Origin of the sequence: Mycobacterium sp. BK086 (assembly GCA_004362315.1) — a bacterium.
Lineage (GTDB): Bacteria > Actinomycetota > Actinomycetes > Mycobacteriales > Mycobacteriaceae > Mycobacterium.
In genome coordinates, this window is record SNWL01000004.1 from 1,151,973 (window position 1) to 1,176,807 (window position 24,835).

Below are 24,835 nucleotides of genomic sequence, written 5' to 3' on the forward strand. Positions count from 1 at the left end.
TTCCCCCGTCCTTACTTGGTAACCGACCGAAAGGATGCGAGATGACCATCGTGGTAACCGGTGCCACCGGCAATGTCGGCAGGCCGCTCGTCGAGCGGCTGGTGCAGGCGGGCGTCCGCGTCAGGGCAGTGACCCGGCGCCCGGGCGAGTCTGGACTGCCGCCCGGTGTGGAGGAAGTGACCGACGCCGCCGAGGCGCTGGGGGGTGCCTCGGCGGCGTTCCTCAACTCGCGGGCGCTAGGTGACGCACTTGCCGATGTGGTGTCGGCGGCGGCGCGTCACGGTGTCGGCAAGCTGGTGGCGTTGTCGGCGATCAACGCCGACGATGACGACGGTCGCCAGCCGTCCCGGTATCGCGGCGACCGCAACCGGGAGTGCGAACAACTCACTGCGGCCTCGGGCCTGCCGTGGGTGAGCCTGCGCCCGTCGGTGTTCGCGACGAACTTCGCCGGGATGTGGGGCGGCCAGATCGGTGCCGGTGACGTGGTGGCCGGGCCGTACGCTCAGGCGTCGAGCGCGCCGATCGTGGAAGCGGACATCGCGGCCGTCGCGGCGCACGCCTTGCTGACCGACGACCTTATCGGGCAGCGAGTTCCGTTGACCGGACCGCAATCGCTCACCAACGCCGAGATGGTCGCCATCCTCGGGGAGGCGCTCGGTCGTCCGCTGCGCTACCAGCAGGTGCCTGCCGAACTGGTGCGGGAACGGTTCATCGGCAACGTTTTTCCGGCGGAGTTCGCCGACGCCTATATCGCCATGCAGGCCGCGACCTTGATCTCGCCCGTGCTGGTCACCCATGAGGTCGACAAGATCCTCGACCGTCCCGCCACGTCGTTCGCCCAGTGGGCCAACGACAACGCTCACCTGTTCACAACCGGAGGTGCACGATGACCGATCCCCGCCCGCCCCGCTGGCTCAAGCCGATGAACCGATTCATGATGGCCGTGCAGAAGCTGGGCCTGCACACCGGACCCGCCTATGTGCTGACGGTTCCCGGCCGCAAGTCGGGTAAGCCGCGGCACACGCCGATGACACCGTTCGAGTACGAGGGAGCGCTCTATACCGTGGCCGGCTATCCGGGCTCGGATTGGGCAAGCAATGCCCGGGCCGCCGGCGCCGGAACACTCAGCCGCGGCAGGCGTTCTCGGCCCGTCGCGATTGTGGAACTGACGGCCGAGCAAGCCAAGCCGGTGCTGCGCGCGTTCCCCGGCTCGGTGCCCGTCGGCGTGGCGTTCGCCAAGCGCTCCGGTTTGGTGCAGCGGGGCACTCCCGACGAATTCGAAGCGCTGGCAGGCAGACTCGCCGTGTTCCGCTTCGACGCAGGCTAGCGCACCAGCCGGCGCAGCAGTGCCGATGCGGCGGCGATGCCGAGCACCGCAGACAGCACCAACACGCCCAGGTCCAGCCAGGGATGCGCCGACGGAATGCCGACGAGCAGCAGCCGCAGTGAATCCACCTCGTAGCTCAGTGGATTCACCCGGGACAGCCAGCGCAGCCACTCCGGCATGACCGACACCGGATACAGCGCGTTCGAGGCGAAGAACAACGGCATGGTGATCGCCTGCCCGATACCCATCAGTCGGTCCCGGTTGCGCACCATCCCGGCCAGTGCCATCGACAGGCACGCGAAGAACGCCGATCCGAGCATCACCACGCCCATCGCGGCCAGGATGCGTAATGGGTTGTGGGTCATGGCGATACCCATGATGTAGGCCAGCACCAGCACACCGATGACCTGAGCCACCGACCGCACCCCGGCGGCGAACGACTTGCCCGTTACCAGTGCCGGAGCCGGGGCGGGCGTTACCATGAGCTTGGCCAGGATGCCGGCGTCGCGATCCCACACGATCTGGATGCCGTAGAAGATCGAGATGAACAGCGCCGACTGGGCAATGATGCCGGGCGCCAGGAACGCCAGATAGGGCACCGATCCGGTGTCGATGACGTGCAACCTGTTGAACGTCGTGCCAAAGATCAACAGCCACAAGGCCGGCTGCACCATGCGGGTGAACAGCTCGGTGCGGTCGTGGCGCAGCTTCTGCAACTCGACCCACGCGAACGTCTCCATCCGGCTGGCCAGGCTGGGCACCCGTCGCCAGCCGCGGGGCGCCCGCACCAGCCGGGGTGCGGCGGTGGACTCAACCGGCATTGCGCGCCGCCTTCCGGCCCGCCCGGACGGTGCCGAGCCCGTTGTGATCGGCGGCCTCCTCGAGCCCGGAACCGGCGTAGTGACGGAAGACGTCTTCCAGGCTCGCTTCGGGACCGACCTTGGTCTTGAGCTCGGCCGGGGTGCCGACCGCGCGTAACCGGCCGTGGTGCATCAGCGCGACCCGGTCGCACAGCACGTCGGCCTCTTCCATGTAGTGGGTGGTGAGCAGAACCGTCATCCCGAATTCGTGCTGCATGCTGGCCACCTGCGACCAAACACTGTCGCGGGCAATAGGATCCAGGCCCACCGTCGGCTCATCGAGGATCAGCAGTGACGGTTGGTTGACCAGTGCCTGGGCCAACTCCAGGCGGCGCACCATGCCGCCGGAATAGGTGTTGGCCAGCCGGTCGGCGACGTCGAGCAGCTGCATCGCCTCCAGGGCCTCGTTGACCCGCTGCTTACGTACCGAGCGCGGGACATCGTAGAGCCGGGCGAACCATTCCACATTCTGGCGTCCTGTCAGGGCTGGTTCGATCGAAAGCTGTTGGGGCACATAGCCGAGGTTGTATCTGATGTCCATGGTGTCGCGCCGGGCGTCGAGACCGAAGATGCGAACCTGACCGTGCTGGATCGGCGCGAGGGTGGTCAGCAGCCGCACCACCGTGGTCTTGCCTGCACCGTTGGGCCCAAGCAGGCCAAGCGTTTCGCCGGTGTGCACCTGCAGCGTCAGGTCGTCGACTGCGGTGAAATCGCCGTACCGGTGGGTCAGGTTCTGGCAGTCGATCGCGGGTGTGGTCACGGCTTGTCCTCCCGCAGCTTGGTGGTGATGTCGCGTAGCACTCGCATCCCCGCGGCCAGCGCCTCGGCGTCATCGTCGTCGAGCTGGTCGAGCGCCTCGGCCAAGGCGGCGCGGCGCGCGGCGCGGGATTCGTCGGCGATCTTCTGGGCGGGTGCGGTGAGTTCGAGGCGGCCCACCCGGCGATCGGCGGGGTCCGGCGTGCGCACCAGCAGTCCGTCGCCCGACAGCTTGGAGACGAGCGTCGAGGCGGTGTTGGCGACCAGTCCGAGTTCGGCGGCGGCTGCACTGACCGAGATACCCGGCTGCCGCCCGACCAGTCGCAACAGCTCGGCCTGCGACTCGGTCAACCCGGCAGTCACGAACGAGATGCCTGCGACTCTGCGGACCGTGCGACGGAATCGGCCGACGGTGCCGAACAGCTCGGCGACGAGATCGGTGCGAATGTCCACCGAGCCAGATTAGCTCTGTTTCAGAGCTAAGTCTTCTCGATTTGGTGTTGTCGCACGTCAGCCAGCACACCGGGCCGGGTCACCGCGGTCATGTAGGTGCAGAACGGCTGGCGGCGCCGGTCTGTCGGCGAACCGGGGTTCAGCAGCCGGAGTCCGGTGCGCGCGGTGGTGTCCCACGGGATGTGGCTGTGACCGAACACCAGCACGTCGGTACCCGGGTACTGCTGCGCCATCCGCGCCTCCCGGCCCGAGGCGGCGCCGGTCTCGTGGACGACGGTGAAGAGCAGGCCGTCCAGGGTCACGTCGGCGCGCTCGGGTAACCGGGCCCGAAGTTCGGGCCCGTCGTTGTTGCCCCAGCACGCGACCAGGCGGTTGGCCCGTGCCGAGAGTGTGTCGAGCAGGCCCTCGTCCACCCAGTCGCCGGCATGGATGACGACATCGGAACGCTCGACTTCCCGCCATACCGGTTCGGGCAGGTCGCGAGCACGCTTCGGGACGTGAGTGTCAGCTATCAGCAGCAGACGCATCAACCGATTCTCACTGACCTCCGCGCTCGCTGCGCGCCTCGGCGCCGGTTTCTCCGGTGTCGATCGCGTCGTCGGGTCCGGTCTCGCCGACGTAGGAGCCGTCGTCGCCGTCCTTACCGGCACGTGACGAGGCGACCTTCGGGTCGTCCTGCACGTCCTCTTCGCTCTTGTCATCAGGGTTCGTCATCAGGCCCGACTACCCCGTTCGTTGGGTGCTCACGCGATCCGTAGGCTGGGACGTGGCATGAGCATGAACACCAACGACGTCGAGAAGCGCTGGCACGATCCGGCGGCCTTCCGCGCGGCGGTGATCTACGTGGTCTCCTTCGTCGTGGTAGCCGCGGTGGCCTTCGCCGTGACCGTGATCTGGCACTCGCTGGTCGCGGGCATTCTCGTGCCGGGGACGCTGTTCGTCGGCGGGGTCGGCGCGTTCATCCAGACCTACCGGGTGTGGCGTGTCGGGGGCGTCTGGCCCATCTGGCAGGCGGCCGGCTGGGTGCTGCTGGGGCTGTTCCTGTTCTGCCTGGGCGTGCCCGTCGGGGTGTGGTGATCAGGGCACCCGCCATACTCGTCGGGTGACCGCTTCAGATGAACTCTCGTTAACGGGTGTCCGCATCGTCGAGATCTCCAGCTTTGTGGCCGTGCCGCTGGCCGGGATGACGCTGGCGCAGCTGGGCGCCGAGGTCATCCGGGTGGACCCGGTCGGCGGGGCTGCCGACTACAAGCGCTGGCCGCTGACCGAGGCCGGTGACAGCATCTACTGGGCCGGCCTCAACAAGAGCAAGCGGTCGGTGGCCGCGGATATGCGCTCCGAGGAGGGGCAGCAGCTGGTGGCCCGGCTGATCGCCGACAGCGGGATTCTGATCACGAATGTCGCCGGGCGCCAATGGCATTCCTACGACGAGCTGACCGCGCAGCGCCCAGACCTGATCCACCTGGAGGTCGTCGGCCGCGGCGACGGTTCCACCGGTGTCGACTACACGGTCAACGCGGCCACCGGTTTTCCGTTGGTCACCGGATCACCCGCGCAGGGCGGCCCCGTGAATCATGTGCTGCCGGCCTGGGATGTCACCTGTGGTCTGTACGCGGCGCTGGCGATCCTGGTCGCGCTGCGCCGCCGCGATGCCACCGGAGAGGGCAGCCGAATCCGGCTGCCGCTGGACGATGTTGCACTGGCCACCGCCGCCAACCTCGGCTTCATCACCGAGCCGATGGTCAACGGGACCCAGCGCCCGCGCCTGGGCAACGCCATTTACGGCCAGTACGGCCAGGACTACACCAGCAGCGACGGTGCCACCTTCATGCTCGTTGCGCTGACCAACCGGCACTTCCGCGATCTCGCCGAACTCACTGGGACCACGAAAGCCGTTGCCGCCGTTGCCGAAGCGCTCGGTGCCGACTTCAACAACGAAGGCCAGCGCTACGAACATCGTGCCGTGTTGAGTGGCTTGTTCGCTCCGTGGTTCGCCAGGCACACCGCCGACGAGGTGACCGCCGCGCTGTCGGCCAGTTCCGTGCTGTGGGACCGCTACCTGGACTTCGCCCAAGTGGCGCAGGATCCGCGGGTGACGGCCAACCCGTTGTTCACGATGCTGACCCAACCCAGGATCGGTAGCTATCTGGCACCGGGACTGCCCATGTCAGTCGACGGCGCGCACGTCGCGGCCCAGCCCGCACCCGCGCTCGGTGACGACACCAGCGCTGTGTTGGCCGAGCTCGGGCTGAGTGCCGACGAGATCGCCGCATTGGTCGAATCGGGCACTGTCGCAACGGGAACCGCATGAGCGTGCTGGCCCGGCTGCTGGACGTCACCCGTGACCCCGCAGGCGTCTTCGTCGGCGCCGAGAGCGGACCGGCCGAGAAGCGGGCCTACGGCGGCCATCTCGCCGCGCAGGCGATGGCCGCGGCCTGCCACACCGTCGACAACGGCGCCACACCGACCAGTCTGCACGTGCAGTTCCTTCGCGGTGGCGACGCGGGCGCACCGGTGCACTACGACGTCGAACGGGTCTACGACGGCCGCACCGCGGCATCGCGGCGGGTGCAGGCCCACCAGGAGGGCCGGCTGCTGACCGTCGCGACCGTCTCGTTCTCGGTGGCGGCCGACGGGCCCGAACACGCTGTAGAGGCAACGGCCCCAACCGATCCCGAGCAGATGCCGGCCACCGGTCCGATCGGTCCGGCGCCGTCGCTGCCCCTCGACGAGATCGACATCCGCTACGAGGACGACCGCAGCACAGGGGAATTCGTTCGCCGGCTGTGGTGGCGGGTGAGGGTGCCACTGGAAGGGCCAGCGTGGCTGCAGCAGTGCGCGGCGGTCTACGTCACCGACATCTACGGCATCGATCCGGTGCTCCAGGTGCACGGTCACACGATGACCGACCGCAGCCACCGCACCGCCACCACCGACTCGTCGATCTGGTTCCATCGGCCGATCAACGCAGGCGAGTGGAACCTGCTGGAATCCCGCTCCCCGGCCGCCGCATGTGGCCGCGGGCTGGTCACCTTGAACCTTTACGACGCGCAGAAGGTGCTCACAGCGACGTTGGTTCAGGAAGGCTTGGCGGTCTTCCGAGCGTGATGGCCTGTGCCTGCCGACTTCTGCGCTCCTGTGGAGGTTGAGCCGGTGGACGATGCGGCACTGCGGCCGTTACCTTTTGTCGAGGGAATTTGGGCGCTGACAGTGCTTTTCACCAGTGTCGGGCTGCCAGCCTGTGGCGTGCTGTCCGTCGGAGCCTCGGCGCCGGCGGCCGTAGCCGATTCTGTGGGGTTCTTGGTGGCTCCGATCGGCGCCACCGTGCGTCCCGACTTACCCACACCCGTGCCCGCTGCCCTGGGCTGGTCCGAGTCAGAGGCCTTTCCGGCATCCCCCGTTCCATCGTGCGCAGCGGCTTTCGCCTTCGCTGCGGTTGCCGCGACGGCCAGTGGGTTCCACCCGCCGTAAAGGAAGAAATTGGCCTCGGCCTGAACGAAGCCCGCGAAAAGGTCTACAGTCACCGCAACCAGGTGGTTCAAGTATCCGACGTCTAGAGTGCCGAGAAAGAGCGTGCCACAGGTCAGCGGCAGCCAGACCACGGGCCAGATCACATAGTTGTAGACGATGTACGCCTGGCGAGCGACCACATTGACGACCGGTATCGACATGCCGACAACGAGCGTGGAATTCACCACGCTGGTGACGAGTGGCTCGGCGTTGTAGGCGATCGTGTCAATCGCAACCATGGCTTCGGTCCACCCCGGGATGTAGGCCATCAGTTCGACGTCCTGGGATACTCGCGCCGGCGCGGCGCTGCTCGCGATTGCCGGGAACTCCGAACGGGCCAGAGTCGCGCCGTCGGGAAGCGCACCGGCAATCCCGAGCGCTGCGACGCCGGCGATCAAGGCCGCGCGCATGGATACCCCGCGCCAGGGGCGTATGCCGCTGATCGCGGCGCTTGCGCGCACCGCACCGATTTCGATTGCCATGTTCCCCATCCTTTGCCAAATTGTCTGATTGGTGAGCGCGAGAGAGGCGAGCGCTTCAGCTGACCGTAACGAATCAGCGGATGTGGCGGTGTCGCCCAATCGTATGAAAGTTAACTGCGAGTGTGCGGTCGAGGCGACACCCGTCACTGACATGGCAGGCACGGCGATCAAGACCTACCAATCACCGGGTCGGTGACGGCGAGCATCAGCTGGCGATCACGCCATCGATCGGGCTGTCGCCGTAGGAGTCGATCGCCCTGACCTCAACGGTGTGGTTCGGTGAGATCGTCAGCTCGAAGACGGACCAGTAGTAGCCGGTGCTTGTGCCGTCGGCAGAGAAGAAGTAGCTGGCCGAATCGGTGTAAATGCCCACGGTCGCACCCGATTGCGCCAATCCTGATGCGCTGTCGCCTGAGTAGTTGTAGACGTAGAAGTAATAATCGCCCGGCGTGAGATCACTGATCGTGGTGGTTTCCGGTCCGTACCCGGAGGTGTCGTCGTTTGCCAGTTGAGCCGCGATCTGGGCGTCGATGTAGGCGGTTCGGTTGCCGTAGTAGACGTGAAATCTGTTGCCGGCCTCGGCCGTTGAACCCGGACCGGTGAGATGTGAGTCGAGGTCGTTGGGAGAACTGCCCCACCGCAGCACGATTCGAACCTGCTGAGTCGTGCCGTCAGATGATCCGACATCGTCGAATTGACGAATGGTTCGCTTCACGTCTGTGTAGCCGGCCGCCGCGTCGAATCGCTTTCCGATTTCTACGTAGGTGACCGTTTTCGTGTGGACGTTGAGATTGAAGACGCCTGGGTCGAGATCCGTTGAGGACGACGCGCTGAAGATGTCATTACTGGGGATCGATACGCCCTCCCGGGAGAGCCCAGCGATGGGATCGAGTCGATCCTGGAGGAAGATGCTCTGATATGACTCGCCTGGCGTCCGCACGTAGGGCGATGCGAACGCAACGACGGCGGCGATGGAGTAGCCCTCGGTGGACAGGGTGTAAGCGAGGTTCTGTGCGTCCATACCGCCCTGGCTGTAACCCACCAGCATCACCGGCTCGCTGGTGTTCCCACCGAGGGCATCCTGGACGGCGAACAGCTGCCACGACTTGGTTGTTCCGTCCCACCCAACTGCGTTCTCGACGAGCGGCTGGTTTGTCGAGCTCAAGGGAACGGTGCCACCGATGTAAACCACAAGCCGCGCTTGCCCGCTCGCGTCGTGGACGGTCTTTATCACGAAGCCGTCCGCGTCGGCACCGTCCGCCGTCAACGACCGCAACGTCGAGTACAACCGTGATGTCGGACTGGACGGCAACCGGTCCGCCAGCGAAGCGGCCAAGGATGCCATTTGTGACGTGAGAAACGAGACCCCGGGCACCTGCTGTGGCAATCCCTGAACGATCTTGCCCACGATCGTGACTCCGTTGATGGCGCCGTTAATGACAATCCTGGTGCCCTGCGCGACATAGTTACTGATGGTCTGGACGGCGTGGGCCGCACCGTTGACGACACCATTGACGAATCCACCAAGAACATCGAGAGGGCTCGCGCTGGCCATCACCGTGTGGGCCGCCGTCGGGTGGCGGCGGGCCTCGAGTGAAGACTCGAACTCACGAACGGCACCCCCTACGACGTCGGCGAGCGGGACTGCCGGCCGGGGAATCGAGGGAATGCGATCCGTCGAAGAGTGCGCACCGGGCGCATCTTTGGCGACCATGGACGGCACATTGGTCCGGTTGAAAGTCGGTGCAACATCGGCATTCTGCCGAGTGATCCGGGCAGCGCGGGGGCTGTGACCCGACGTGCCGCCGTGCGCCGCGGCATGTGAGGACGAATCATTCGGGGCCGCCTGGGCCGTCCCTTGTCCGACAGCGAGCGCCGCCCCAAGCCCGAAACCCACGGCACCGATGCGTAACCAATGTGTCACGGGCATCTTCTTGTGGCACTTGCGATTGCGGCACTGCGCAGGTGCGGGGTTCTTGCGGACGACAGCTGACACAGCCACTCCTTTGCTCCACGCATTCGGCCGAGCAGCGACAGCAACAAATGAAACAGCGCTTCGGCCAACGCATTACTGAATGCCAATTGCGCAGAACCATATCGGTAAGACGCTGTTGCCGGTGTCAACCGAACGGACGAATAAAGTCGTCAGCTGTACGTCCGACGGTCTTCGATGTCAGACACAGCACCACACCGAGCCGTCACTGCGCACCCACGTGCCGGGGCATTGTGTGACGTCGTTGGTGCGGTCGGTGACTTTCTCCGTCGCGTCCGGAGCGGCGCAATCGGTCAGGTCCATAGAGGTCATCACTTCATACGAACCGCCGCTCTTGGCGAACCGATCTGACGGTTGACGCACTCACCGACTTCGGCGTTTTGGTAGACGCTGTCGAATGACTGCGACTGGGGTCAGGATATGTGGAGCGGACATTCGGCGGCGGAAGGTCGTGCGTGTGGATCCCGAGCACCGTCAGTGAAGGCTCGCCGAAGTAACTGTTGAATCGCGTTGGGCAGGAACGTCACCGGTGATGGACGGGGATGGGTACGTAGGGCCGAGCAGGGGCGCCCGCCCAGTGGCCGGATCTGGCCAGTGTCATCGCGTCGGGCTGATCGCCGCCGCCTGTCCACTCACCGCGCAGGACCGGATGGTTACCGGCCATCGAGAGCAGGTGAATGTGAACGGCCAGGGCGAATAAGTCGGACGGTTTCTCCCGGGGCGTCACCGACAGGTTCGCACCGGCCAACTCCGGTGCGGTGAATTCTGGACGGCCCACACCGCACGAGAATGGCTCTCCTACAGCATCCGTGAACTGCATCGAGTCACAGTCGACAAGCGTCATCTGCGTGGTGTCATTGACCAGGTGGCGCCAGGTGACGTGCCGTGTCCACCGGGGGCCGATGGCAGCGGACTGATAGGCGCCGAAGGGTTGCTTATCGAATGGATCTCGACGGCAGTGGCGGTGTCGATACGCGGCAAGATGTAGCCGACCAGGTCATCGTCGCCGGTCACCAGATGCAGGGGCTACGTCAGAACGACGAACCCGTCGGACTGGATCGCTCCGGCTGGTGGCGAGGCGAGCATCGCGGCGACTTTGGCTCGTTTGGCTGCCAGCTCCTTCAGATCCGGGTGAAAGACTTTTTCACCACCAGATCGATTCGATCGTTCCACGGCGTAGATGGTGCCCTCGCCCGCCCGAGCCAGCACCGAACCCAAGACGACGATCTTCCCATCGTCCCTGCGCAACTCGGGGGCTACCCGGGTCACCCGGCCTCGGTGATCGCGGGCCCCGCAGCGCCGATCCGCGTATGTCGTCCAACGCGCATCGCGACCTCCACGGTGCCGGATCGGCTAGTTGTGACGCCAGAACGCTAACAGTCCGGTGTGCGGAGTCTGTCGGTCGAACGGATGAATTCTCTCGTAGATTGCGGCGGACTTGCACCGTCGAGCTGTTGTGCCCCGGCTTCAGCGGCAAGATCCACTGGCGGGGTGCCACGCTTCCGGGCGCACGGGCCTCCCGTGTCGGTGAGGAAGGACGCAACAGCCCGGACCGTCGCGGTGCGGCTGGACGGTAGGGATGCGATGGCACTGCTGCGACTCGAGGACGGTTCGGTCCTCACGCCGGGCGCGGTCCTCGCGCGGGCGGGTGAGGGGGTCATCTACGAGGTCATCGGACGCCCCGAATGGGTCGTCAAGGTGTTCCACGCCGACCTGAAAGACCTTGCTGCCAAGCGTGCCAAAGTCGCCGCGATGATCGCCTCGCCACCGCCCGGGGCAGTGCAAGCGGATGGCTTCGTGGTCCTGACGTGGCCTCGGCACCTCGTCAGCGGCGACGACGGCACGGTGGGTTACGTCATGTCGCGGGTAGACACCAGCAATGCGGTGGAAATCCACACCCTGAGCAACCCGGCTGACCGCATGAAGCCTCTGCCGTCAGCGCCTCAGTGGACACCGCATGCCAGCTGGCATCACCTCATCACCGTGGCCGCGAATCTCTGTGTGGCGGTGGAGGCGGTACATCAAGTCGACGCGGTCATCGGCGACTTCCAGGAGCGCAACATCCTGGTCAATGACACCACCCGAGTGACCCTTGTCGACTGTGACTCCATCCAGTTCACGGATCAGAGCGGACACCAGTACCTCTGTGGGGTGGGTCGTCCCGAATTCACGGCGCCGGAATTGGCCGGGGTGAATCTGTCCACCACCGCGCGGGACAAGCCGTCGGATCTCTTCGCCCTCGCGGTCCACATCCACCTGTTGCTGATGGCCGGCAATCACCCGTTCCTGCGGGGGCACTGGACCGGTCCGGGCGATCAACCCGACGCGCTGGCGCTGGCCCGGTCGGGCCAGTGGGCAGGCGGTCCGGGCTCTGCGCTGCGAACGTATCCGTTGGCGCCGCCGCTGGATTCGCTTCCGTTTGCCATCCAGCAGTTGTTCATCCGGGCCTTCACCGAGGGGGCCCACAACCCTGTCGTTCGACCCTCAGCGGCGGAATGGCGACAGGCCCTGCAAGCAGTGGTCGTCACCACCTGTCCGCGGGGGCATCAAATTCCGACCGAGCTCGAGAGCTGTCCGTGGTGTGCGATCGATGACGAGCGAGCGGCCCGGCGGGATCAGCGTGCGAGAGCTGCGGCGCCGACGGTCAGCTACCCCGCTTACGGCAGCACAACCACGCCGACACCGCCGACACCCAGAGCCGTGGCCAGTCCGCAAGCTGCGCGCAGTCGCACCCCACTAGTCGTCACCCTCGTGGTCGTCACCGTGATCGCGGTGATGGCAATCGGATTCGCCGTACTCGGTCGCGGCCACGACCCGGAAAAACGCGCTGCCGGAACCACTCCCGCAGGTGGCGCCGGCACCACCACGTCGGCGGTGACACAAGCTTGTACGGCCACGACGCTGCTGGAGACCGGATCTGCCACGATGACCCCCGATGGGCTCTCGGTGAATACGACGCTGGATTCGTCCTGCTCGTCCACCGACACTCTTACCGGCTCGTCGGTAGTGGTGACCGTCACCGCCGGCTCTCGTGACGTTGCGTCGGGCGTGTTCAACCTCGATGCTCACCCGATCACGCTGACGTCCGGAGGGAATCAGAACCAGCAGTTCGTGTTTCCCGCAGGCATGTACTGGCGCGTGCCGGAAACCATTGGCAACGCGTCACTGCGCGTCGAGGTCTCCGGCTTCACCCACAACAGGAATGGGGCATCAGGCCGCTCCGACCCAATCGTCGCGTCCTCGCCGGCGCTGCCAGCCAATGGTAATCCCGAGAGCACGGCCGCGGCGGCGTTGCAAGAGCTCGTCGATGCCGACTACTCGTTCGTCAAGGGCAATCTCGCTGACCGCTGGGTACCTCAGATCAGTTCCAAGAGAGTCGGTTTGGTCACCGACGGTATTACATACGCCAACACCGACATCCTGCGCAATCATCTGGAATTACGGCAGCGCTATGAGAACGTCCGCCTGGTGTTCTCCGGGCGCTGGACCACCTTCAACGGAGACAACTGGTGGGTCACGGTGGTCGGAACGCCCTTCGGCGATGCGGCGGCAGCCAACGGGTGGTGTGACGCCCACGGCATCGACTCGTGGAACTGCTTTGCGAAGACCGTTAGTGACAGCCGGGGGCCTGAGGGGACGACGGTGATTCGCAAATGAGTTCTCCGTGTCAACAGGACAACTGCGGATCCTTGCTTATCGCAACGTTCTTCAACGCGGCGTCGACGCGAGCGACGTCCAGTTCGCGGTTGTTGACCGCGGCCTCGAGCCGATCGAGAACTTCGGGCACCTGGTCGGTCGAGACCCACAGTGCGACGTCCGCGCCGGCGCTCAACGCCTTGAGTACCGCCTCCGGCACGGTGTAGCGCTGAGTGATCGCACCCATGCTGGACAGGTCGTCGGTGTAGACGAGACCGGTGAACGGTGGGCCACCGTAGCGCCCGCTGCGCAGTAGCGCGTAGGCGGCGGGTGACAGGCTGGCCGGATCAGTGCCCGTCAGATCGGGAACCTGCATGTGACCGACCATCACTGCGACCGGTTGCGCGGTACTTAGTTCCCGGTAGGGGATCAGGTCTCGGTCCATCAATGAACTCAGCGGGGGTGTGGTGACCCCGCCTTTGTGTGAATCTCCGGACGCACGGCCATGGCCGGGGAAGTGTTTCAGCACGGGGAGCAGACCGGCGTCGCGCAGGCCGCTGGCGTACGCGCCGGCATAGGCGATCACGGTCGAGGGATCGTCGCCGAAGGACCGGTCCCCGATGACGGTGTTGGCGTCGTCGTCGGTGATATCGACGACCGGAGCGAAGTCGACGGTGATTCCCCAGGCACGCATCTGTGTCCCGCGCTGGAACGCGATGTCGTGGACCTGTTGCAGCGGAGTGTGTGCGGCAGCGAGGTTCCGTGCTGAATCCTGCTCGCCCAGAAGCGACTTGAGGCGTTGGACCCGGCCGCCCTCCTCATCGACACTGACTGCGAGCGGAAGCGGACGCTGGTCGGCCTGCAGCTCGCGCAGGCTGCCGTCGGTCAGCATTCCCAGTTGGGTCCAGCTGGCGACGAAGACCCCGCCGACACCGTAGTCCGCGACGACCGCCCGGGCATCGTCGATGCTGTTGACACCGACCATCAGTAGCTGAGCCAGCTTCTGACGCAGGGTCAGCTCCGACACGGCCGCTTGAAGTTTCGTACACGGCGGTGGTACCGCGGCCGCGGTGATCGTTGCCGCCGTGTCGGGAACTCCGGCGGCTTGCGACGGTGCAGGTTCGGGCTTGGGCTTGCCGAGCACAACGGCCGCCACCGTCAGGACCACCGCCACCACAATCGCCGCGGCGGCGGGCCAGATCACCGACCGCCCGGTGCGCGGTTCTGCGTCATCTGCCGGCGCAGCAGCACGGGGAGCCTGCGAGTCGAACGTCTGCGGAGGCTGCGGTCGGCGAGGACTGGAGATCGGGTGGGGGGCCGGGGTAGCGGTCGTGGTCTGCCTCGGGGTCAGCGCCCGGACAAAGCCATCGCAGGAGGCGAAGCGGTCACGCGGATCGAAGGAGAAGGCTCGGGTAAAGACGCTACGTATGTGCTCGGCGTCGCTGACCTTTCCGGTGAGCCGGTCGGCACGGAACTGCAGGTAGCCGTCGCCGGTCACGATACGAGTGGTGTCAGTGAACGGTGGCTCTCCGGTAAGGATCTCGAAAATCGTTGCTGCCAAGGAAAATTGGTCGCTGTATTCGCTGGCGCCTGCCCCGTTGAGTACCTCGGGGGCCACATAGCGGTGGGCGACGTAGCGGGCGTGCTGACCGGCGTCGTCGCGGTAGTGGCCGAAGTCGGTCACCACGATCTGGAAGTTCTTCGAGAAGGGGTCGCGGAGCAGGATATTCGTGGGTCTGACCGCTCCGTGGACGAGTTCTCGCATATGCGCATGGTCGAGGATGCGTGCGACGCGGCTGGCAATCGTCAGAGCGGCGCTTTCCGGAATCCCGGTGGGAAAGCGTCGGCGCAGCAGCCGGCCGGCGTCCAATCCGCTGATGTACTCAGTTGCGACCCAAACCCGTTCGTTGCGGTTGCCGATGTCGACCACGCGGGCGACGTCGGGATCATTCAGCGCGGAAACAACCGCGGCTGAGCGGCGGAGGCGTTGGACGAGACCGGCGTCCGAGGACGCTTCCGCCCGCAAGATCTTCAGTGCGACGGGGATTCCGGCTTCTGTGGCGGCGAGATAGACGGTGCCCACCGGGCCGGCCCCGAGGAGGCGATCGATCACCAAGCCGGAATACACATCACCCGGCGCCAACGGCATGCGCGGATGTTAGCTCACGCGCGGGTCCGGGCGTGCCCCTGTGGCAATAGTGTCATCCGCGCGACGGCGATGATCATCCGTTCGGAGGACACGTCGTCGAATCACGACATTTCGTACACGGCGCGGCACATGGCCCCGCCAGCGCCTCACCGAGCTCATGCCGGATCTGGTGGTCGGTCAGTGAGAGTGTGAGATGGCGGCGTGCCTTCGCGGACTGTTCGAACGCCGCACATGCAAGCGCATTCTGGTGGGCGGTGGCCGCGATCTGTCCCAGCCGCACGCTCATGTTCCGCCCCGGCTGCGCATCCTGTCCTGCGGGGAGTGTCGGCGGATCGGTCTCCCAGCGGTATGGCCACAGATAGGTCAGCAACACCAGAGCCGTCGCGCCTTGGACAGTACGAAACCGATCGCGGTGCCGACGGGATTCACCGCGGTCAGCGGGAGCAAGATCCGGCGATGGTGTCGAAAATGATGGTGACCGACAGCGGTGCGCCGGCCGTGCGGATCGGACGGGGCAGCGGCCGCCCCGGGGAGGTCAGTTCGGGATCCTAATCCCCGAAGATTCATCCGAACGGGTGACACATACCCGTGCTGTGATGCGGCTCGCGACCCATAGTGTGTCCCCGTCTGCATCTTTTGCTGTCGAGGAAATGGGTCATCGGCATGACTAATCCGCCGCCGGGGTGGCACGACAACGAACCGCCGGCGGGGTGGCACAACAACGAACCGCCGTCCGAGCCTCTGCGGTACGGTGCCACACCCAACTACCAGCCGCCTCTGCCAGGGAGTCGTTCGTGGTCCGCGCGCACCGCTGCGCTCATCCTGATACCGGTACTGGTGGTGGCCGCGGCCGTCGGGTTCTACGTGTTCAAGCGGGAGTCCGGCAGCGACATGGCCGGCCCCGTTGAAGGTCAGTTGCGCGGTACCTTTCCATCCAAACCGGCCGTGGGCTGGCGGCTGCCGGCGGATCAGGTTTTCAGCGGAGCACAGTTCGTACTGCCGGACGGCATCGCATACACCTACATGACGCCGGGCGTCATCGATCTCGGAGACGTCCTGCTCACCTCGGCCGTGAAGCCGAACTCGGATATTGGCGCCACGCTCGTGGGAATAGACGCCGGGTCGGGCGAAGTGCTCTGGCAGAACTCCGACGTCGGTTTCAAACCGGTGTGCGCCGACAAGACCATCGAAGGCACGATTCCCTGCCTCGGTAAAGAGGCGGCATTCGGAGCACCGACGGGCGCCAAGGACCCACAGGTGTCATTCATCGACGTGCGCTCCGGCAAGGTTGTCCGACAGTTGACGGCGCCAGCCAAGGCAAGCACTGTCATGGTGCATGGCGCGGACGTCTACACCGTGGGCTACGACGAAATGGCGAAGGGAAATGCCCAGGATCTGACCGCGTCGTGGACACGGACCTACGGCACCACCTCCACGTGTGCGGGCAGTGGGGATTCGCACTACTTCGGCGTCAATGACAACGTCGTCTTCTACGGCAGCGACGGCGGTGTGGTCGTCGCCGACTCCCGGACCGGTGAGCAGCTGACTGACCACGAGCTCCAGGGCGTGGAACTGTTCGGTGGCAAGGGATTTGCGGGCCGGGTGTGCGATGCCAAGATGCGCGCGAGTGTCGAGATCGTCAGCGCCGACGGGCAGGTCCGACCGGTCAGCTCCGACGAGTGGGTAGCGAAGCCTTGGCTCGTTTCAGATCCCGGGAAGGTGCCGGCGATCGTCGGAGACACCGCATATGACCTAGGCAGCGGCCAACCGCTGTGGACCGAGCAGCCCGGCCCAGGGCAAGCCTCAGTGAAGATCACCCACATCGTGGGTAATACGGCGGTCGGACAAGAACCGCTACCTGACGCTGCTCATTTCTGGAACCTGGTAGGCGTGGATCTGTCCGACGGCCATCGCCTCTGGACGTCGCAGGTGTCAGGTACCCCCGTCGTATCCGACGGTGAACGCGTGATGGTCAGCAGCGACGACGACGAGCTGTCTGCGGTGAACCTCAGCACAGGGGAGGTGGATTGGCGGCTGCATTATGACCGCGGCGCGGTTTCCCCGGCAGGCAAAGGCTTCACGATTACCGACAGCGACAGCATGACCTTCTACGGACCAACCGGCGGCCCATCGTCGGTTCCGGGCCGGCGGGCGGCCACCGAGAAGACACCAGACAAGGGGGCGGCCGGCGGCCCTGTCACCAAATGTGGCAAGACACCGGAACTGAAACCGGTGCAGTTCCGGGCGGAGAATGGCGCGATGGTCGTGAAGATGGAGTTCAAGGCCACCTGTCCGGGCGGGGATATCCTCAGCAGCAACAGGTTTCGCGTCACGATCCGTGACGGTGAGAGTCTGATCGCCTCCGGGTATTTCGACTTCAGCAATAATCCGTTGGTGCTCGACGGTGAGAATCCCACCACTCTTGACCTGACCTTCGGTCCGGGCACGATCTGGCGTCTGCCAAACACGCTGGGCAACAGCAGCGGCAGTGCCTCTGGCAAGGCGGTGACGACCACAGCGGATGCGTCCGGGCGTGAGCTGGTCGACTGTGCTGACGAGGGGACGAGCACCGGGCCGGCAAGCGTTGACCCGGCGACCACCAACCAGACCGGCCGGGCGACGACCGGAACTACACCAGACGGGGCACCTTGCAATGACGACGACGCTCTGGCCGCGCTGCGGGTGCAGACCGACGCTGATCGTCCGTTCGTCCAGGCAGATCTGGCGGACCGCTGGGTGGCGCAGCTATCCGCCAAGCATCCGGGACTTGTAGCCCCCGACGTTAACGGACAGGTTCTCACCTGGACGCCGTGCGAGATCCTGCGCCAGCACGTCCGACTACGCCTGCAATATCCGGAGGTCAGGATGGTGTGGAGCGATGAATGGCGGACCTTCGACCTGCGCGGCTGGTGGGTCACCGTTGCCGGGTTGACGTTTCCCGATGCGGATGTGGCCAACCGATGGTGCGACGATCGGGCCATCCCTGTCGACGAGTGCTTCGCCAAGGTGATCAGCAACAGTCGGGATTCCGCCGGTACCACCAAATACCGGCGCTAGAAGCGCGTCAGGTCATACAGCCGAGTGCCATCCTTCGCGTAAACGGTTGCTGCGTCGTCACCGCTGAACTGGACGGAGTATGTCGCCTTGTTCGGCCCCTGGGTGACGACGAGTTTGTAGCGTCCTGCGGAGTCCGGCTTGCTGGAGATGGCGCACTCCATCGGCCCGCCGATATCGAGCGGCTTGCCGCCGTTGTAGAAGAACCCGTCGCATCTGCCGTCGGAATTGAACCGCTTGGTGCCGGTGTTGTCCGAGGATTCCCAGGTTCCGAAAAGTGATCCGCCACCACTCGCAGCCGATGTCGGATCTGGCGCTGATGCACCGCCCGAGGTCCCGGCGTCGGGGGCCGTGGCGCTTCCCGCCGAGATGTTGTTCGGCGTCGAGTGACAACCTGCTGCCGCGAGTACCGTGAGCAGCACGAGAACCGCGCGAGCGAAGGGCAAAACCATGGCTTGGACGGTACGGGACGGCGCCACGAAGATGTCCGAAATCACCGCTGCGGATTGGGTTCTCATCCGGACGTAGACGAAATTCATCCGATCGGACGACACAGGCGGTCCGGGTAGTCTTCGACCTGATAAGCGGTGTAGCGTCCACGATTAACTTCGGCGATGGTGTCCCCGGCGAGGGCCTTCCTGATGAATGGTTTGAGGTCGTAGTTGCAGCACCGCGCCCATTGGGAGATGCGGGGGTCATACTGGCTACGCCGCTGAAAGTGCCGTGGTTGCTGTGCATCTGACCGGATACCCAAGCGCAGTGAATACTTCGAATCCGACCCGGGGTTGTCCTGCGGCAGCTTGCCGCGATGCCGTTGGCGTTGGCGTGATTGAGTTCGTATCTCAATGTCTTTTCACCGACGGGATGCAGTGCCGCGGCGACGTCAGCGATCCTTCGTGATCAACGAGCTCAGCGGCCACATCGATGCATGCGTCCGAAGCAGCGATCCGGCGCGGAGTCCGGGCGTCTGTATCCAGCTAGCCGCGGCCGGCCTCGATGTCCGCGACGATTGCCTCCGCTTCGGGACCGCAGATCTTTCGGAGCTCGACGGTACCTGCTGTCGCCAGGTCGTCGATGCGTCGCTTGAGGTCGCCGGAGGCGACATGCGCATAGAGGCTGGCGCCGGGGCACTCGGTGTCCGGGCTGGCGTCGCGGTGGCCGCCTAAGGTCGCGGTCGGGATGCCGAATTGCTGGGCCGCCCAGGCGAAAGCGAGCGCGGCGCCGTGCAGCTGCGCCTCGGTGATGTCTTCTATGTCGAAGTTACCTTCGCACACCACGAGGAAGTGTCCGGTGGGGTCGTAGCTCGTCGCCGTATCGCCGACCAGCTCGGGCTTTCGCAGCTCGTACACATTGCCGTCACGGTCGACGCTGACGTGATAGGCGATGTCGATCCAGCCCTTGGAGTCCTGGTGGTACCTCTGGTGCTGGCGCAGTCGGCCCGGTGCGTTGCTGTTGTCGCCGAGCACCACGCCGGTGTGGTGGATCGTCATGCGGGTCAGGGTGTGAGTGACGCCACCCGGGCGCGGCGGACGGGCGCCCCAGGCCTCGCGGCACAGCATCTGACCGGATTCGCTGATCGGTGCGGAAGGTGGTGGGGCAAGAAGTGAACTGGTCGGAGCACCACTCCCGGGGCTCGCCGCGACCGAAATGCTCGGCGCGGAACTAGGTCCCGGCGCGGCTTTCGTCGAACAGCCGCCCAGGGTGGCTGCGAGCCCGGCCGCACCGGCAAGCCAGAGCAAGCGACGACGGTCAATCAGCTCAGAAGCGTCGGCGGCCGGTTCGGATGTGGGCCCGTTCATGGCGATCACGATACGGAGTCGAATCGATTGATCATCAGCATTGGATCCTTTTTGTCGGATCGCTGGTCGTGTCAAGCCGTTTGCCGTAGGCATCGCCGCCGGCGGCGCGAACGGCAGCACAGATGTCAGCGTCACTACGCCCAGCGGGCCGATACACGGCATAGATCGGATTTCCCGCATCGTCTCGCTTGCGAAGCGAGGGGCACGATTCGTCGGTCCGAAGATACGACGAGCCGGAGAAAGAGTTGAGGAATCGCTGGACTTCCTCGTCATAGCGCCCGGGCGTTACGGCGTTGGCCAACACTACGATTCCCGAGCCATCACACGGCGGATGGCTCATCGGCACACTGACGTTCAGTGCGTTGGGCGAGACTGTCGAGCTGTTTCGTGATGTGGTGGCCGAGGTTCGTGTTGTGACTGAAGTGCTGGTCGCCTGGAAGGTCCTGGCGGTCGTGGTCGAAGGTGTGAAGGCAGGGGTCTGTGTCGGGGACTTCTGGAGATTGATCACGATCACCACGATGGCTATCAGTGTCGCGAGAGCGATCCCGGCGATGGTCAGGTATTTGGCGGTACTGTCCTGCTTCTGGCCCGTCGTCGTGGTGGGAACCCGCTTGCTGGCCGGGGCGAGGGTGGGAGTCGCTGGTACATAGACAGTTTGGGGCTGCTGGGCCCTGACGGGCTCGGGACGAGCGGTTCGACGGGCGGTGCGTTCGTGCTCGATGTGGCACCACGGGCAATGTTCCGTCTCTACCGGGAGTTGGTGTCCGCGCACACATGTGCGGATCTGCAGCCCCTGCAGCGCGTTGCGCCACTCGTGAGCTGTGGGGCGCTCCTCGGGGTTGCGGGCTCCGCCGGTGAAGGCGCGCTGGAACAGCCGTTGAATGTTGTCGGGGAGGAAGCCCGGTGCCGGCGCGAGTGGATGAGTGTGCAGGGGTGAACCCGGACCGCCTGCCCACCAGCCCGACTTTGCCAACGTGAGTGCATCGGGTTGGTCACCGGGCCCGGCCCAGGTCCCCCGAAGAAAGGGGTGATTACCGGCCATCAACAACAGATGGATGTGCACCGCCAAAGCGAAGAGATCCGAGGGCTTTTCCCGTCCGGCTACCGCGAGGTTCAGGCCGGCCAGCTCCGGCGCGGTGAACTCCGGCCTGCCGACGCCACACATGAATTGTCGGCCGGCAGCGTCGGTGAACTGCATCGAGTCGCAGTCGACCAGCGTCACCTGGGTGGTGTTGTTGACCAGGATGTTGCGTTCCTGGAAGTCGCCGATGACGGCGTCGACTCGGTGCACCACCTCGACGGCGAGGCAGAGATTGGCCGCGACGTTGACGAGGTGAAGCCAGGTCATGTGTGGAGTCCATTGCGGTGCGGTGGCGAGCGGATTGGCCCGATTCGACGGGTTGCTCACGGTATGGATCTCCACCGCGTCGGTGGTATCGATGCGACGCATGACGTAGCCCGCCGGGCCGGCGGCATTCGCCACCACATGGAGCGGCCAGGTCAGGACGACGAACCCGTCCGACTGCACCGCTCCTGCAGGAGGCGAATGCACCATCGCGGCCACCTTGGCGCACTTGAGCGCCCGATCTTTGAGATTGTCATGGAAAATCTTCGCCACCCATTCCGGATGGCCCACCACCTCTGACACCGTGCCTTCACCGGCTCGAGCAATCACCGCGCCCAATCTCACCTGAACGGCGTCAGAACTGTCGGCGACCAAACCGCCGCCGACAAGCCACATTTCGTCCGTCATCAACCGTCCTTCGGCAATAGTGAGTTGAATGCCGAGATTGTGGCATGCAATTCACAGGTGTGAACGTGATACAACGGCCGCCCGGCACCGTTGTCGGCCGTTGTCGGCCGTTCGTACTAAATCCCGCGGTGGGGGGAGCGCGCAGTCACCTGCCGTGTTAGACCCGACGGGTGACGGATCAGTTGCCCCCAAGCAAGTTCGGTGCGGGCTATACCTATGGTGGCTCGGCGAGCGCTTCGCCACCGTCGCCCAGCCCGGTCAATCCCGCTACTTTTCCGAACCCGGTTCCGCCCCCGCCGACGCAGTACGGCACCACGGCAGCGTCGACGCCCGACGTGGCTTATGGGGCACCGGTGACACAGTTCCTGCCTGCAGCGGCGCGAGTCAGCGGAGGCACGGCAATCGCAGCGGGCGTGTTGGCACTGGTGATCGGCGCCTATCGAGCATTCGCGACGTACGCGTACTTTGCCACCGTCGCCATGCTGGGCGACGCCGGCAGCAGTTACGCCGCTGTCCGCGACATGCGCAATTACGCCACGGCCGCTGGCGTCATATCAGCGATCGGCACTCTGGCACTTGTCGTCGGGGCCATCCGGCTGTTCAACCGTGGACTAGGCGGTCGCGGACTCATCACGATGGGGTGCTTGATCGCGATCGCGGATGTTGTGCTCATGTGGATCTCAGTTATGGGATGGGTGGAAAGCCTCTTCGGCTCCGGATCCATCTTCGGCGAGCAGGGGCTCAATATTTCGACAGGTGACGTGCTGGCCGAGGCGTTCAGCCGACAAGGTCCGTCCATCGTTATCCACCTCTTGGTAACCATTGGGATCCCACTGCTCACAATCGTGCTTGCGTTCTCGAAGTCGACCCGTCGATGGTGTGAGGCCGGCAGGGCGCCGGGTCCCTATGGAACTCGCACCTACTAGCCGGGTCTTGGTCTCGGAGGATTGACAGTGCGAAGCAACAGCTCGCACGACACGCGTTGGGTGACTTGTCCGCCGAACGGAGGACAGTTCCTCGGTGGGTGGTCGTGTAACAATCCAGATTTGCCAATCACAGGGCAGCGTGGACCCGCAACGACGCGATGGTGTGCTGCTCAAGATCCTTGTGGGGAGGGATTCGGTTGACTCAGGGTGGCTGGGCGGTCGAACTTAACGACGAGAATCCGGACCCGCGGGTCGCCTGCGTGGTGCTCGCCGACGTGTCGGGTTCCATGCAAGGGGCCCCGATCGCCGCGTTGGAGGCGGGCTATGCCTCCTTCACCCACTACCTCAACAACGATCCGCTTGCGAGCAAGCGTGTTGAGGTGGCAGTGGTCACGTTCGGCAGTGCTGCGACTGTGCTGGTTCCCATGCAGGAGGCGCGTGGCCTACAGCCGACGCGCTTCACCGCATCCGGGCGAACCAACATGGCCGCCGGAATTCATCTCGCGCTCGACATCATCGAAGAGCGCAAGTACGCCTACAAGGCTGCGGGCCTGCAGTACTACCGGCCGTGGATTCTGCTGCTCACCGACGGGCAAGCGAATCACGAGGGTTTCGACGAGGCTGTCGCACGACTGAACGCCACTGAGATGGCCCGTGGTGTAACAGTTTTCGCTGTCGGCGCCGGACCCCATGTCGACTGGCAGCAGTTGAGCCGGGTGTCGGTCCAACGCGGGCCGGCGCCGCTGGATGGTCTGCGGTACGAGGAACTCTTCGAGTGGCTGTCCGCGTCGCTGAGCAATGTGTCGAACTCGACCGAATTCGCTCGTAGTGATGAAGCATTGGCGGGAATGGGCGAGCAGATCAAGCTGCCACCGCTGACCGGCTGGTCGAGCGTGTGACCGATTCTCCCTACGACCGCAGTGAGCCCGGTTACTGGCAATGGGCCGCGTGCGGTGCCTCCGCCACGGGATCAGAACACCTGCGACGGGGACTCGGATGCGATGACGCGTTCGGCTACGGAACCACCGATGACTTCGTCATTGCCGTCGTAGCGGACGGCGCCGGATCCGTCACTGGCACATCGGCGTGGGGTTCTTATGCCGCCTGCCAGAGCGTTCTTCATCAGACGATGACGCAGAGCTTTATGAATAGTTTCCGATCCGCCGGCCCTGACGATGCCGACGAGATAATGCGGTGGCTGTTCGAGGGTGCCCTTGGTGGGGTGGTGAGACAGGCTGCCGCCATCGGTGTTCCACTGAGCCAACTGGCGACGACGCTCTGCGCCGCGGTCTCGACACCTACGTTGACGGTCTTCGGACAAATCGGTGACGGCGTCATTGCTTCCGAGAGCCAACGCGGCATCGAGACTCACCTGATCGAAGAGAAGAGCGAATACGCGAACGCGACATGGTTTGTCCAGACAGACGGCGCGTTCGAGGAATCATTCCGTACCTCGGCACACACCGACCTGACGGCATTCGCGCTGAGCACCGACGGCATGAGCTACAAGATCACCAACATCGTCACCGGCAAGCCCTACGAACCGTTCTTCGCGGGCTCGTGGGAACACGTCCGCACCGGGGCGAGCGCCGCCGATTTTGCAGCGCTCCTTCGTGGCATCGAAGATGACCAGACCGGGGACGACAAGACAATGGTCCTTGCGGCGCTGCGGTGGGCCGAGGATAAGTTCTATCCATCAACCAGACCGCTGCAGACGACGATCGTGAGTTCGGCGCCGCCGTCGAATGCTTCTGTAGGCCAGGCACGTAACGGCGCCAGCGCTGTAGTGAGTCAGCCCGAGCCGCCGACGCCGGGCTCTCCAATCGCGACTGAATCTCACAGCATCGTCGATCATGGTTCGTTCGTCGACGCAGAACGACGGGGCGGCGATACCGCCTTGCCGCCGGCCGACACCGACTTTGGTGATGCGAACACAGAGCCCGTCGGTGCGGGCCTCCGCAAGGAGCCGCGCCGACGATGGTCTGCTCGCCGGCGTCATGACTAAAGGTATCGCTACGACTTTGTGCGACAACGCTTTTAGCGTTGGGGGTGTGTAGGTGGGTTCGTTGTGGGTTGATGGTGGGGTTTCGGTGGTGTTGGGTGCGGTGTTGGCGCGTGCGGGGGAGGGGGTGGTGTA

The 24,835-nt window shown here is 65.0% G+C and carries 24 protein-coding genes and 1 pseudogene; 10 read left to right on the plus strand and 15 right to left on the minus strand.

Annotated elements, in window-relative coordinates:
- Positions 1-41 precede the first annotated feature (41 nt).
- Positions 42-890 carry an NmrA family NAD(P)-binding protein gene (locus EV580_RS16280; RefSeq protein WP_133692170.1) on the plus strand — a complete coding sequence of 283 codons (849 nt, stop codon included), beginning with the start codon at positions 42-44 and terminating at the stop codon, positions 888-890.
- The gene (locus tag EV580_RS16285; RefSeq protein WP_133692171.1) at positions 887-1,327 is read left to right on the plus strand and encodes a nitroreductase family deazaflavin-dependent oxidoreductase; all 441 of its coding nucleotides are present in this window, start codon (positions 887-889) and stop codon (positions 1,325-1,327) included. The genes EV580_RS16280 and EV580_RS16285 overlap by 4 nt, the downstream gene beginning before the upstream one ends.
- On the opposite strand, the gene EV580_RS16290 is transcribed toward EV580_RS16285, so the two are convergent.
- The 5 genes from EV580_RS16290 to EV580_RS33765 are packed head-to-tail and all read right to left on the minus strand — an operon-like array spanning position 1,324 to position 4,110.
- Positions 1,324-2,148 (minus strand): ABC transporter permease, encoded by an 825-nt coding sequence (locus tag EV580_RS16290; RefSeq protein WP_133692172.1) that lies wholly within the window; start codon positions 2,146-2,148, stop codon positions 1,324-1,326. The genes EV580_RS16285 and EV580_RS16290 overlap by 4 nt on opposite strands.
- A complete protein-coding gene (locus EV580_RS16295; RefSeq protein WP_133692173.1) occupies positions 2,138-2,947 on the minus strand; it encodes an ATP-binding cassette domain-containing protein in 810 nt (269 codons plus the stop codon). The genes EV580_RS16290 and EV580_RS16295 overlap by 11 nt, the downstream gene beginning before the upstream one ends.
- Positions 2,944-3,396, minus strand: coding sequence for a MarR family winged helix-turn-helix transcriptional regulator (locus EV580_RS16300; protein WP_133692174.1), 453 nt, complete (start codon positions 3,394-3,396; stop codon positions 2,944-2,946). The genes EV580_RS16295 and EV580_RS16300 overlap by 4 nt, the downstream gene beginning before the upstream one ends.
- Positions 3,397-3,422: 26 nt before the next feature.
- Positions 3,423-3,923 carry a metallophosphoesterase family protein gene (locus EV580_RS16305; RefSeq protein ID WP_133692175.1) on the minus strand — a complete coding sequence of 167 codons (501 nt, stop codon included), beginning with the start codon at positions 3,921-3,923 and terminating at the stop codon, positions 3,423-3,425.
- 10 nt (positions 3,924-3,933) lie between these two features.
- A complete protein-coding gene (locus tag EV580_RS33765; protein ID WP_166654720.1) occupies positions 3,934-4,110 on the minus strand; it encodes a hypothetical protein in 177 nt (58 codons plus the stop codon).
- Between the two features lie 57 nt (positions 4,111-4,167).
- Here EV580_RS33765 and EV580_RS16310 point away from each other — a divergent pair, with 57 nt between their 5' ends.
- Genes EV580_RS16310 through EV580_RS16320 form a run of 3 tightly spaced genes read left to right on the plus strand, consistent with a single transcriptional unit; the run spans position 4,168 to position 6,504 of the window.
- Entirely contained in the window at positions 4,168-4,473 is a 306-nt protein-coding gene (locus EV580_RS16310; RefSeq protein ID WP_133692176.1) for a hypothetical protein, read from the plus strand.
- Positions 4,474-4,498: 25 nt separating this feature from the next.
- Positions 4,499-5,707 (plus strand): CoA transferase, encoded by a 1,209-nt coding sequence (locus EV580_RS16315; protein ID WP_133692177.1) that lies wholly within the window; start codon positions 4,499-4,501, stop codon positions 5,705-5,707.
- A complete protein-coding gene (locus EV580_RS16320) occupies positions 5,704-6,504 on the plus strand; it encodes an acyl-CoA thioesterase (protein ID WP_133692178.1) in 801 nt (266 codons plus the stop codon). Before EV580_RS16315 ends, EV580_RS16320 begins: the two co-directional genes overlap by 4 nt.
- Here EV580_RS16320 and EV580_RS16325 read toward each other — a convergent pair.
- The 5 genes from EV580_RS16325 to EV580_RS16340 form a co-directional block, all read right to left on the minus strand.
- Positions 6,474-7,388, minus strand: a complete 915-nt coding sequence (locus EV580_RS16325) for a hypothetical protein (protein WP_133692179.1) — start codon at positions 7,386-7,388, stop codon at positions 6,474-6,476. The two genes, EV580_RS16320 and EV580_RS16325, sit on opposite strands and share 31 nt — an antisense overlap.
- A 205-nt stretch (positions 7,389-7,593) precedes the next feature.
- Complete coding sequence (locus EV580_RS16330; RefSeq protein WP_133692180.1) at positions 7,594-9,384, minus strand: YfaP family protein; 1,791 nt, start codon at positions 9,382-9,384, stop codon at positions 7,594-7,596.
- A 177-nt stretch (positions 9,385-9,561) separates the two neighbouring features.
- On the minus strand, positions 9,562-9,693 hold the full coding sequence (locus tag EV580_RS34265) for a hypothetical protein (protein WP_286171578.1): 132 nt from the start codon (positions 9,691-9,693) through the stop codon (positions 9,562-9,564).
- Positions 9,694-9,904: 211 nt separating this feature from the next.
- Positions 9,905-10,159, minus strand: coding sequence for a hypothetical protein (locus EV580_RS16335; RefSeq protein WP_133692181.1), 255 nt, complete (start codon positions 10,157-10,159; stop codon positions 9,905-9,907).
- 248 nt (positions 10,160-10,407) lie between these two features.
- On the minus strand, positions 10,408-10,650 hold the full coding sequence (locus EV580_RS16340; RefSeq protein ID WP_133692182.1) for a hypothetical protein: 243 nt from the start codon (positions 10,648-10,650) through the stop codon (positions 10,408-10,410).
- A 315-nt stretch (positions 10,651-10,965) separates the two neighbouring features.
- On the opposite strand from EV580_RS16340, the gene EV580_RS34070 reads away from it, so the two are divergent.
- Positions 10,966-13,038 (plus strand): hypothetical protein, encoded by a 2,073-nt coding sequence (locus tag EV580_RS34070; protein ID WP_208114617.1) that lies wholly within the window; start codon positions 10,966-10,968, stop codon positions 13,036-13,038.
- 10 nt (positions 13,039-13,048) lie between these two features.
- Here EV580_RS34070 and EV580_RS34270 read toward each other — a convergent pair whose 3' ends face one another.
- Positions 13,049-14,197 carry a glycoside hydrolase family 3 N-terminal domain-containing protein gene (locus tag EV580_RS34270; protein WP_502703935.1) on the minus strand — a complete coding sequence of 383 codons (1,149 nt, stop codon included), beginning with the start codon at positions 14,195-14,197 and terminating at the stop codon, positions 13,049-13,051.
- Between the two features lie 213 nt (positions 14,198-14,410).
- Positions 14,411-15,166: pseudogene (locus tag EV580_RS34275) on the minus strand (serine/threonine-protein kinase); the annotation flags it as partial.
- Between the two features lie 663 nt (positions 15,167-15,829).
- Between EV580_RS34275 and EV580_RS16355 the strand changes: the two are divergent.
- The gene (locus EV580_RS16355; RefSeq protein ID WP_133692184.1) at positions 15,830-18,223 is read left to right on the plus strand and encodes an outer membrane protein assembly factor BamB family protein; all 2,394 of its coding nucleotides are present in this window, start codon (positions 15,830-15,832) and stop codon (positions 18,221-18,223) included.
- On the opposite strand, the gene EV580_RS16360 is transcribed toward EV580_RS16355, so the two are convergent.
- The 3 genes from EV580_RS16360 to EV580_RS34280 form a co-directional block, all read right to left on the minus strand.
- Complete coding sequence (locus tag EV580_RS16360; protein ID WP_133692185.1) at positions 18,220-18,672, minus strand: hypothetical protein; 453 nt, start codon at positions 18,670-18,672, stop codon at positions 18,220-18,222. The two genes, EV580_RS16355 and EV580_RS16360, sit on opposite strands and share 4 nt — an antisense overlap.
- Before the next feature lie 525 nt (positions 18,673-19,197).
- Positions 19,198-20,019 carry a peptidoglycan recognition protein family protein gene (locus tag EV580_RS33770; RefSeq protein WP_166654721.1) on the minus strand — a complete coding sequence of 274 codons (822 nt, stop codon included), beginning with the start codon at positions 20,017-20,019 and terminating at the stop codon, positions 19,198-19,200.
- Positions 20,020-20,053: 34 nt separating this feature from the next.
- Positions 20,054-21,772, minus strand: coding sequence for a hypothetical protein (locus EV580_RS34280; RefSeq protein ID WP_286171579.1), 1,719 nt, complete (start codon positions 21,770-21,772; stop codon positions 20,054-20,056).
- A 170-nt stretch (positions 21,773-21,942) separates the two neighbouring features.
- Between EV580_RS34280 and EV580_RS16375 the strand changes: the two genes are divergently transcribed.
- From EV580_RS16375 to EV580_RS16385, 3 genes are all read left to right on the plus strand, one after another.
- A complete protein-coding gene (locus EV580_RS16375; protein ID WP_133692186.1) occupies positions 21,943-22,698 on the plus strand; it encodes a hypothetical protein in 756 nt (251 codons plus the stop codon).
- A 197-nt stretch (positions 22,699-22,895) separates the two neighbouring features.
- Positions 22,896-23,597 (plus strand): vWA domain-containing protein, encoded by a 702-nt coding sequence (locus tag EV580_RS16380; RefSeq protein WP_233716990.1) that lies wholly within the window; start codon positions 22,896-22,898, stop codon positions 23,595-23,597.
- Complete coding sequence (locus tag EV580_RS16385) at positions 23,594-24,703, plus strand: PP2C family serine/threonine-protein phosphatase (RefSeq protein ID WP_133692187.1); 1,110 nt, start codon at positions 23,594-23,596, stop codon at positions 24,701-24,703. Before EV580_RS16380 ends, EV580_RS16385 begins: the two co-directional genes overlap by 4 nt.
- Positions 24,704-24,835 lie beyond the last annotated feature (132 nt).

What these genes read in the sequence shown, in the direction of transcription:
- EV580_RS16280 (WP_133692170.1), top strand. Translation starts at nt 42, where the DNA reads ATGACCATCGTGGTAACCGGTGCCACCGGCAATGTCGGCAGGCCGCTC.
- EV580_RS16285 (WP_133692171.1), top strand. Translation starts at nt 887, where the DNA reads ATGACCGATCCCCGCCCGCCCCGCTGGCTCAAGCCGATGAACCGATTC.
- EV580_RS16290 (WP_133692172.1), bottom strand. Translation starts at nt 2,148, where the DNA reads ATGCCGGTTGAGTCCACCGCCGCACCCCGGCTGGTGCGGGCGCCCCGC.
- EV580_RS16305 (WP_133692175.1), bottom strand. Translation starts at nt 3,923, where the DNA reads ATGCGTCTGCTGCTGATAGCTGACACTCACGTCCCGAAGCGTGCTCGC.
- EV580_RS33765 (WP_166654720.1), bottom strand. Translation starts at nt 4,110, where the DNA reads ATGACGAACCCTGATGACAAGAGCGAAGAGGACGTGCAGGACGACCCG.
- EV580_RS16310 (WP_133692176.1), top strand. Translation starts at nt 4,168, where the DNA reads ATGAGCATGAACACCAACGACGTCGAGAAGCGCTGGCACGATCCGGCG.
- EV580_RS16320 (WP_133692178.1), top strand. Translation starts at nt 5,704, where the DNA reads ATGAGCGTGCTGGCCCGGCTGCTGGACGTCACCCGTGACCCCGCAGGC.
- EV580_RS16325 (WP_133692179.1), bottom strand. Translation starts at nt 7,388, where the DNA reads ATGGCAATCGAAATCGGTGCGGTGCGCGCAAGCGCCGCGATCAGCGGC.
- EV580_RS34265 (WP_286171578.1), bottom strand. Translation starts at nt 9,693, where the DNA reads ATGACCTCTATGGACCTGACCGATTGCGCCGCTCCGGACGCGACGGAG.
- EV580_RS34070 (WP_208114617.1), top strand. Translation starts at nt 10,966, where the DNA reads ATGGCACTGCTGCGACTCGAGGACGGTTCGGTCCTCACGCCGGGCGCG.
- EV580_RS16355 (WP_133692184.1), top strand. Translation starts at nt 15,830, where the DNA reads ATGACTAATCCGCCGCCGGGGTGGCACGACAACGAACCGCCGGCGGGG.
- EV580_RS16360 (WP_133692185.1), bottom strand. Translation starts at nt 18,672, where the DNA reads ATGGTTTTGCCCTTCGCTCGCGCGGTTCTCGTGCTGCTCACGGTACTC.
- EV580_RS33770 (WP_166654721.1), bottom strand. Translation starts at nt 20,019, where the DNA reads ATGAACGGGCCCACATCCGAACCGGCCGCCGACGCTTCTGAGCTGATT.
- EV580_RS34280 (WP_286171579.1), bottom strand. Translation starts at nt 21,772, where the DNA reads ATGACGGACGAAATGTGGCTTGTCGGCGGCGGTTTGGTCGCCGACAGT.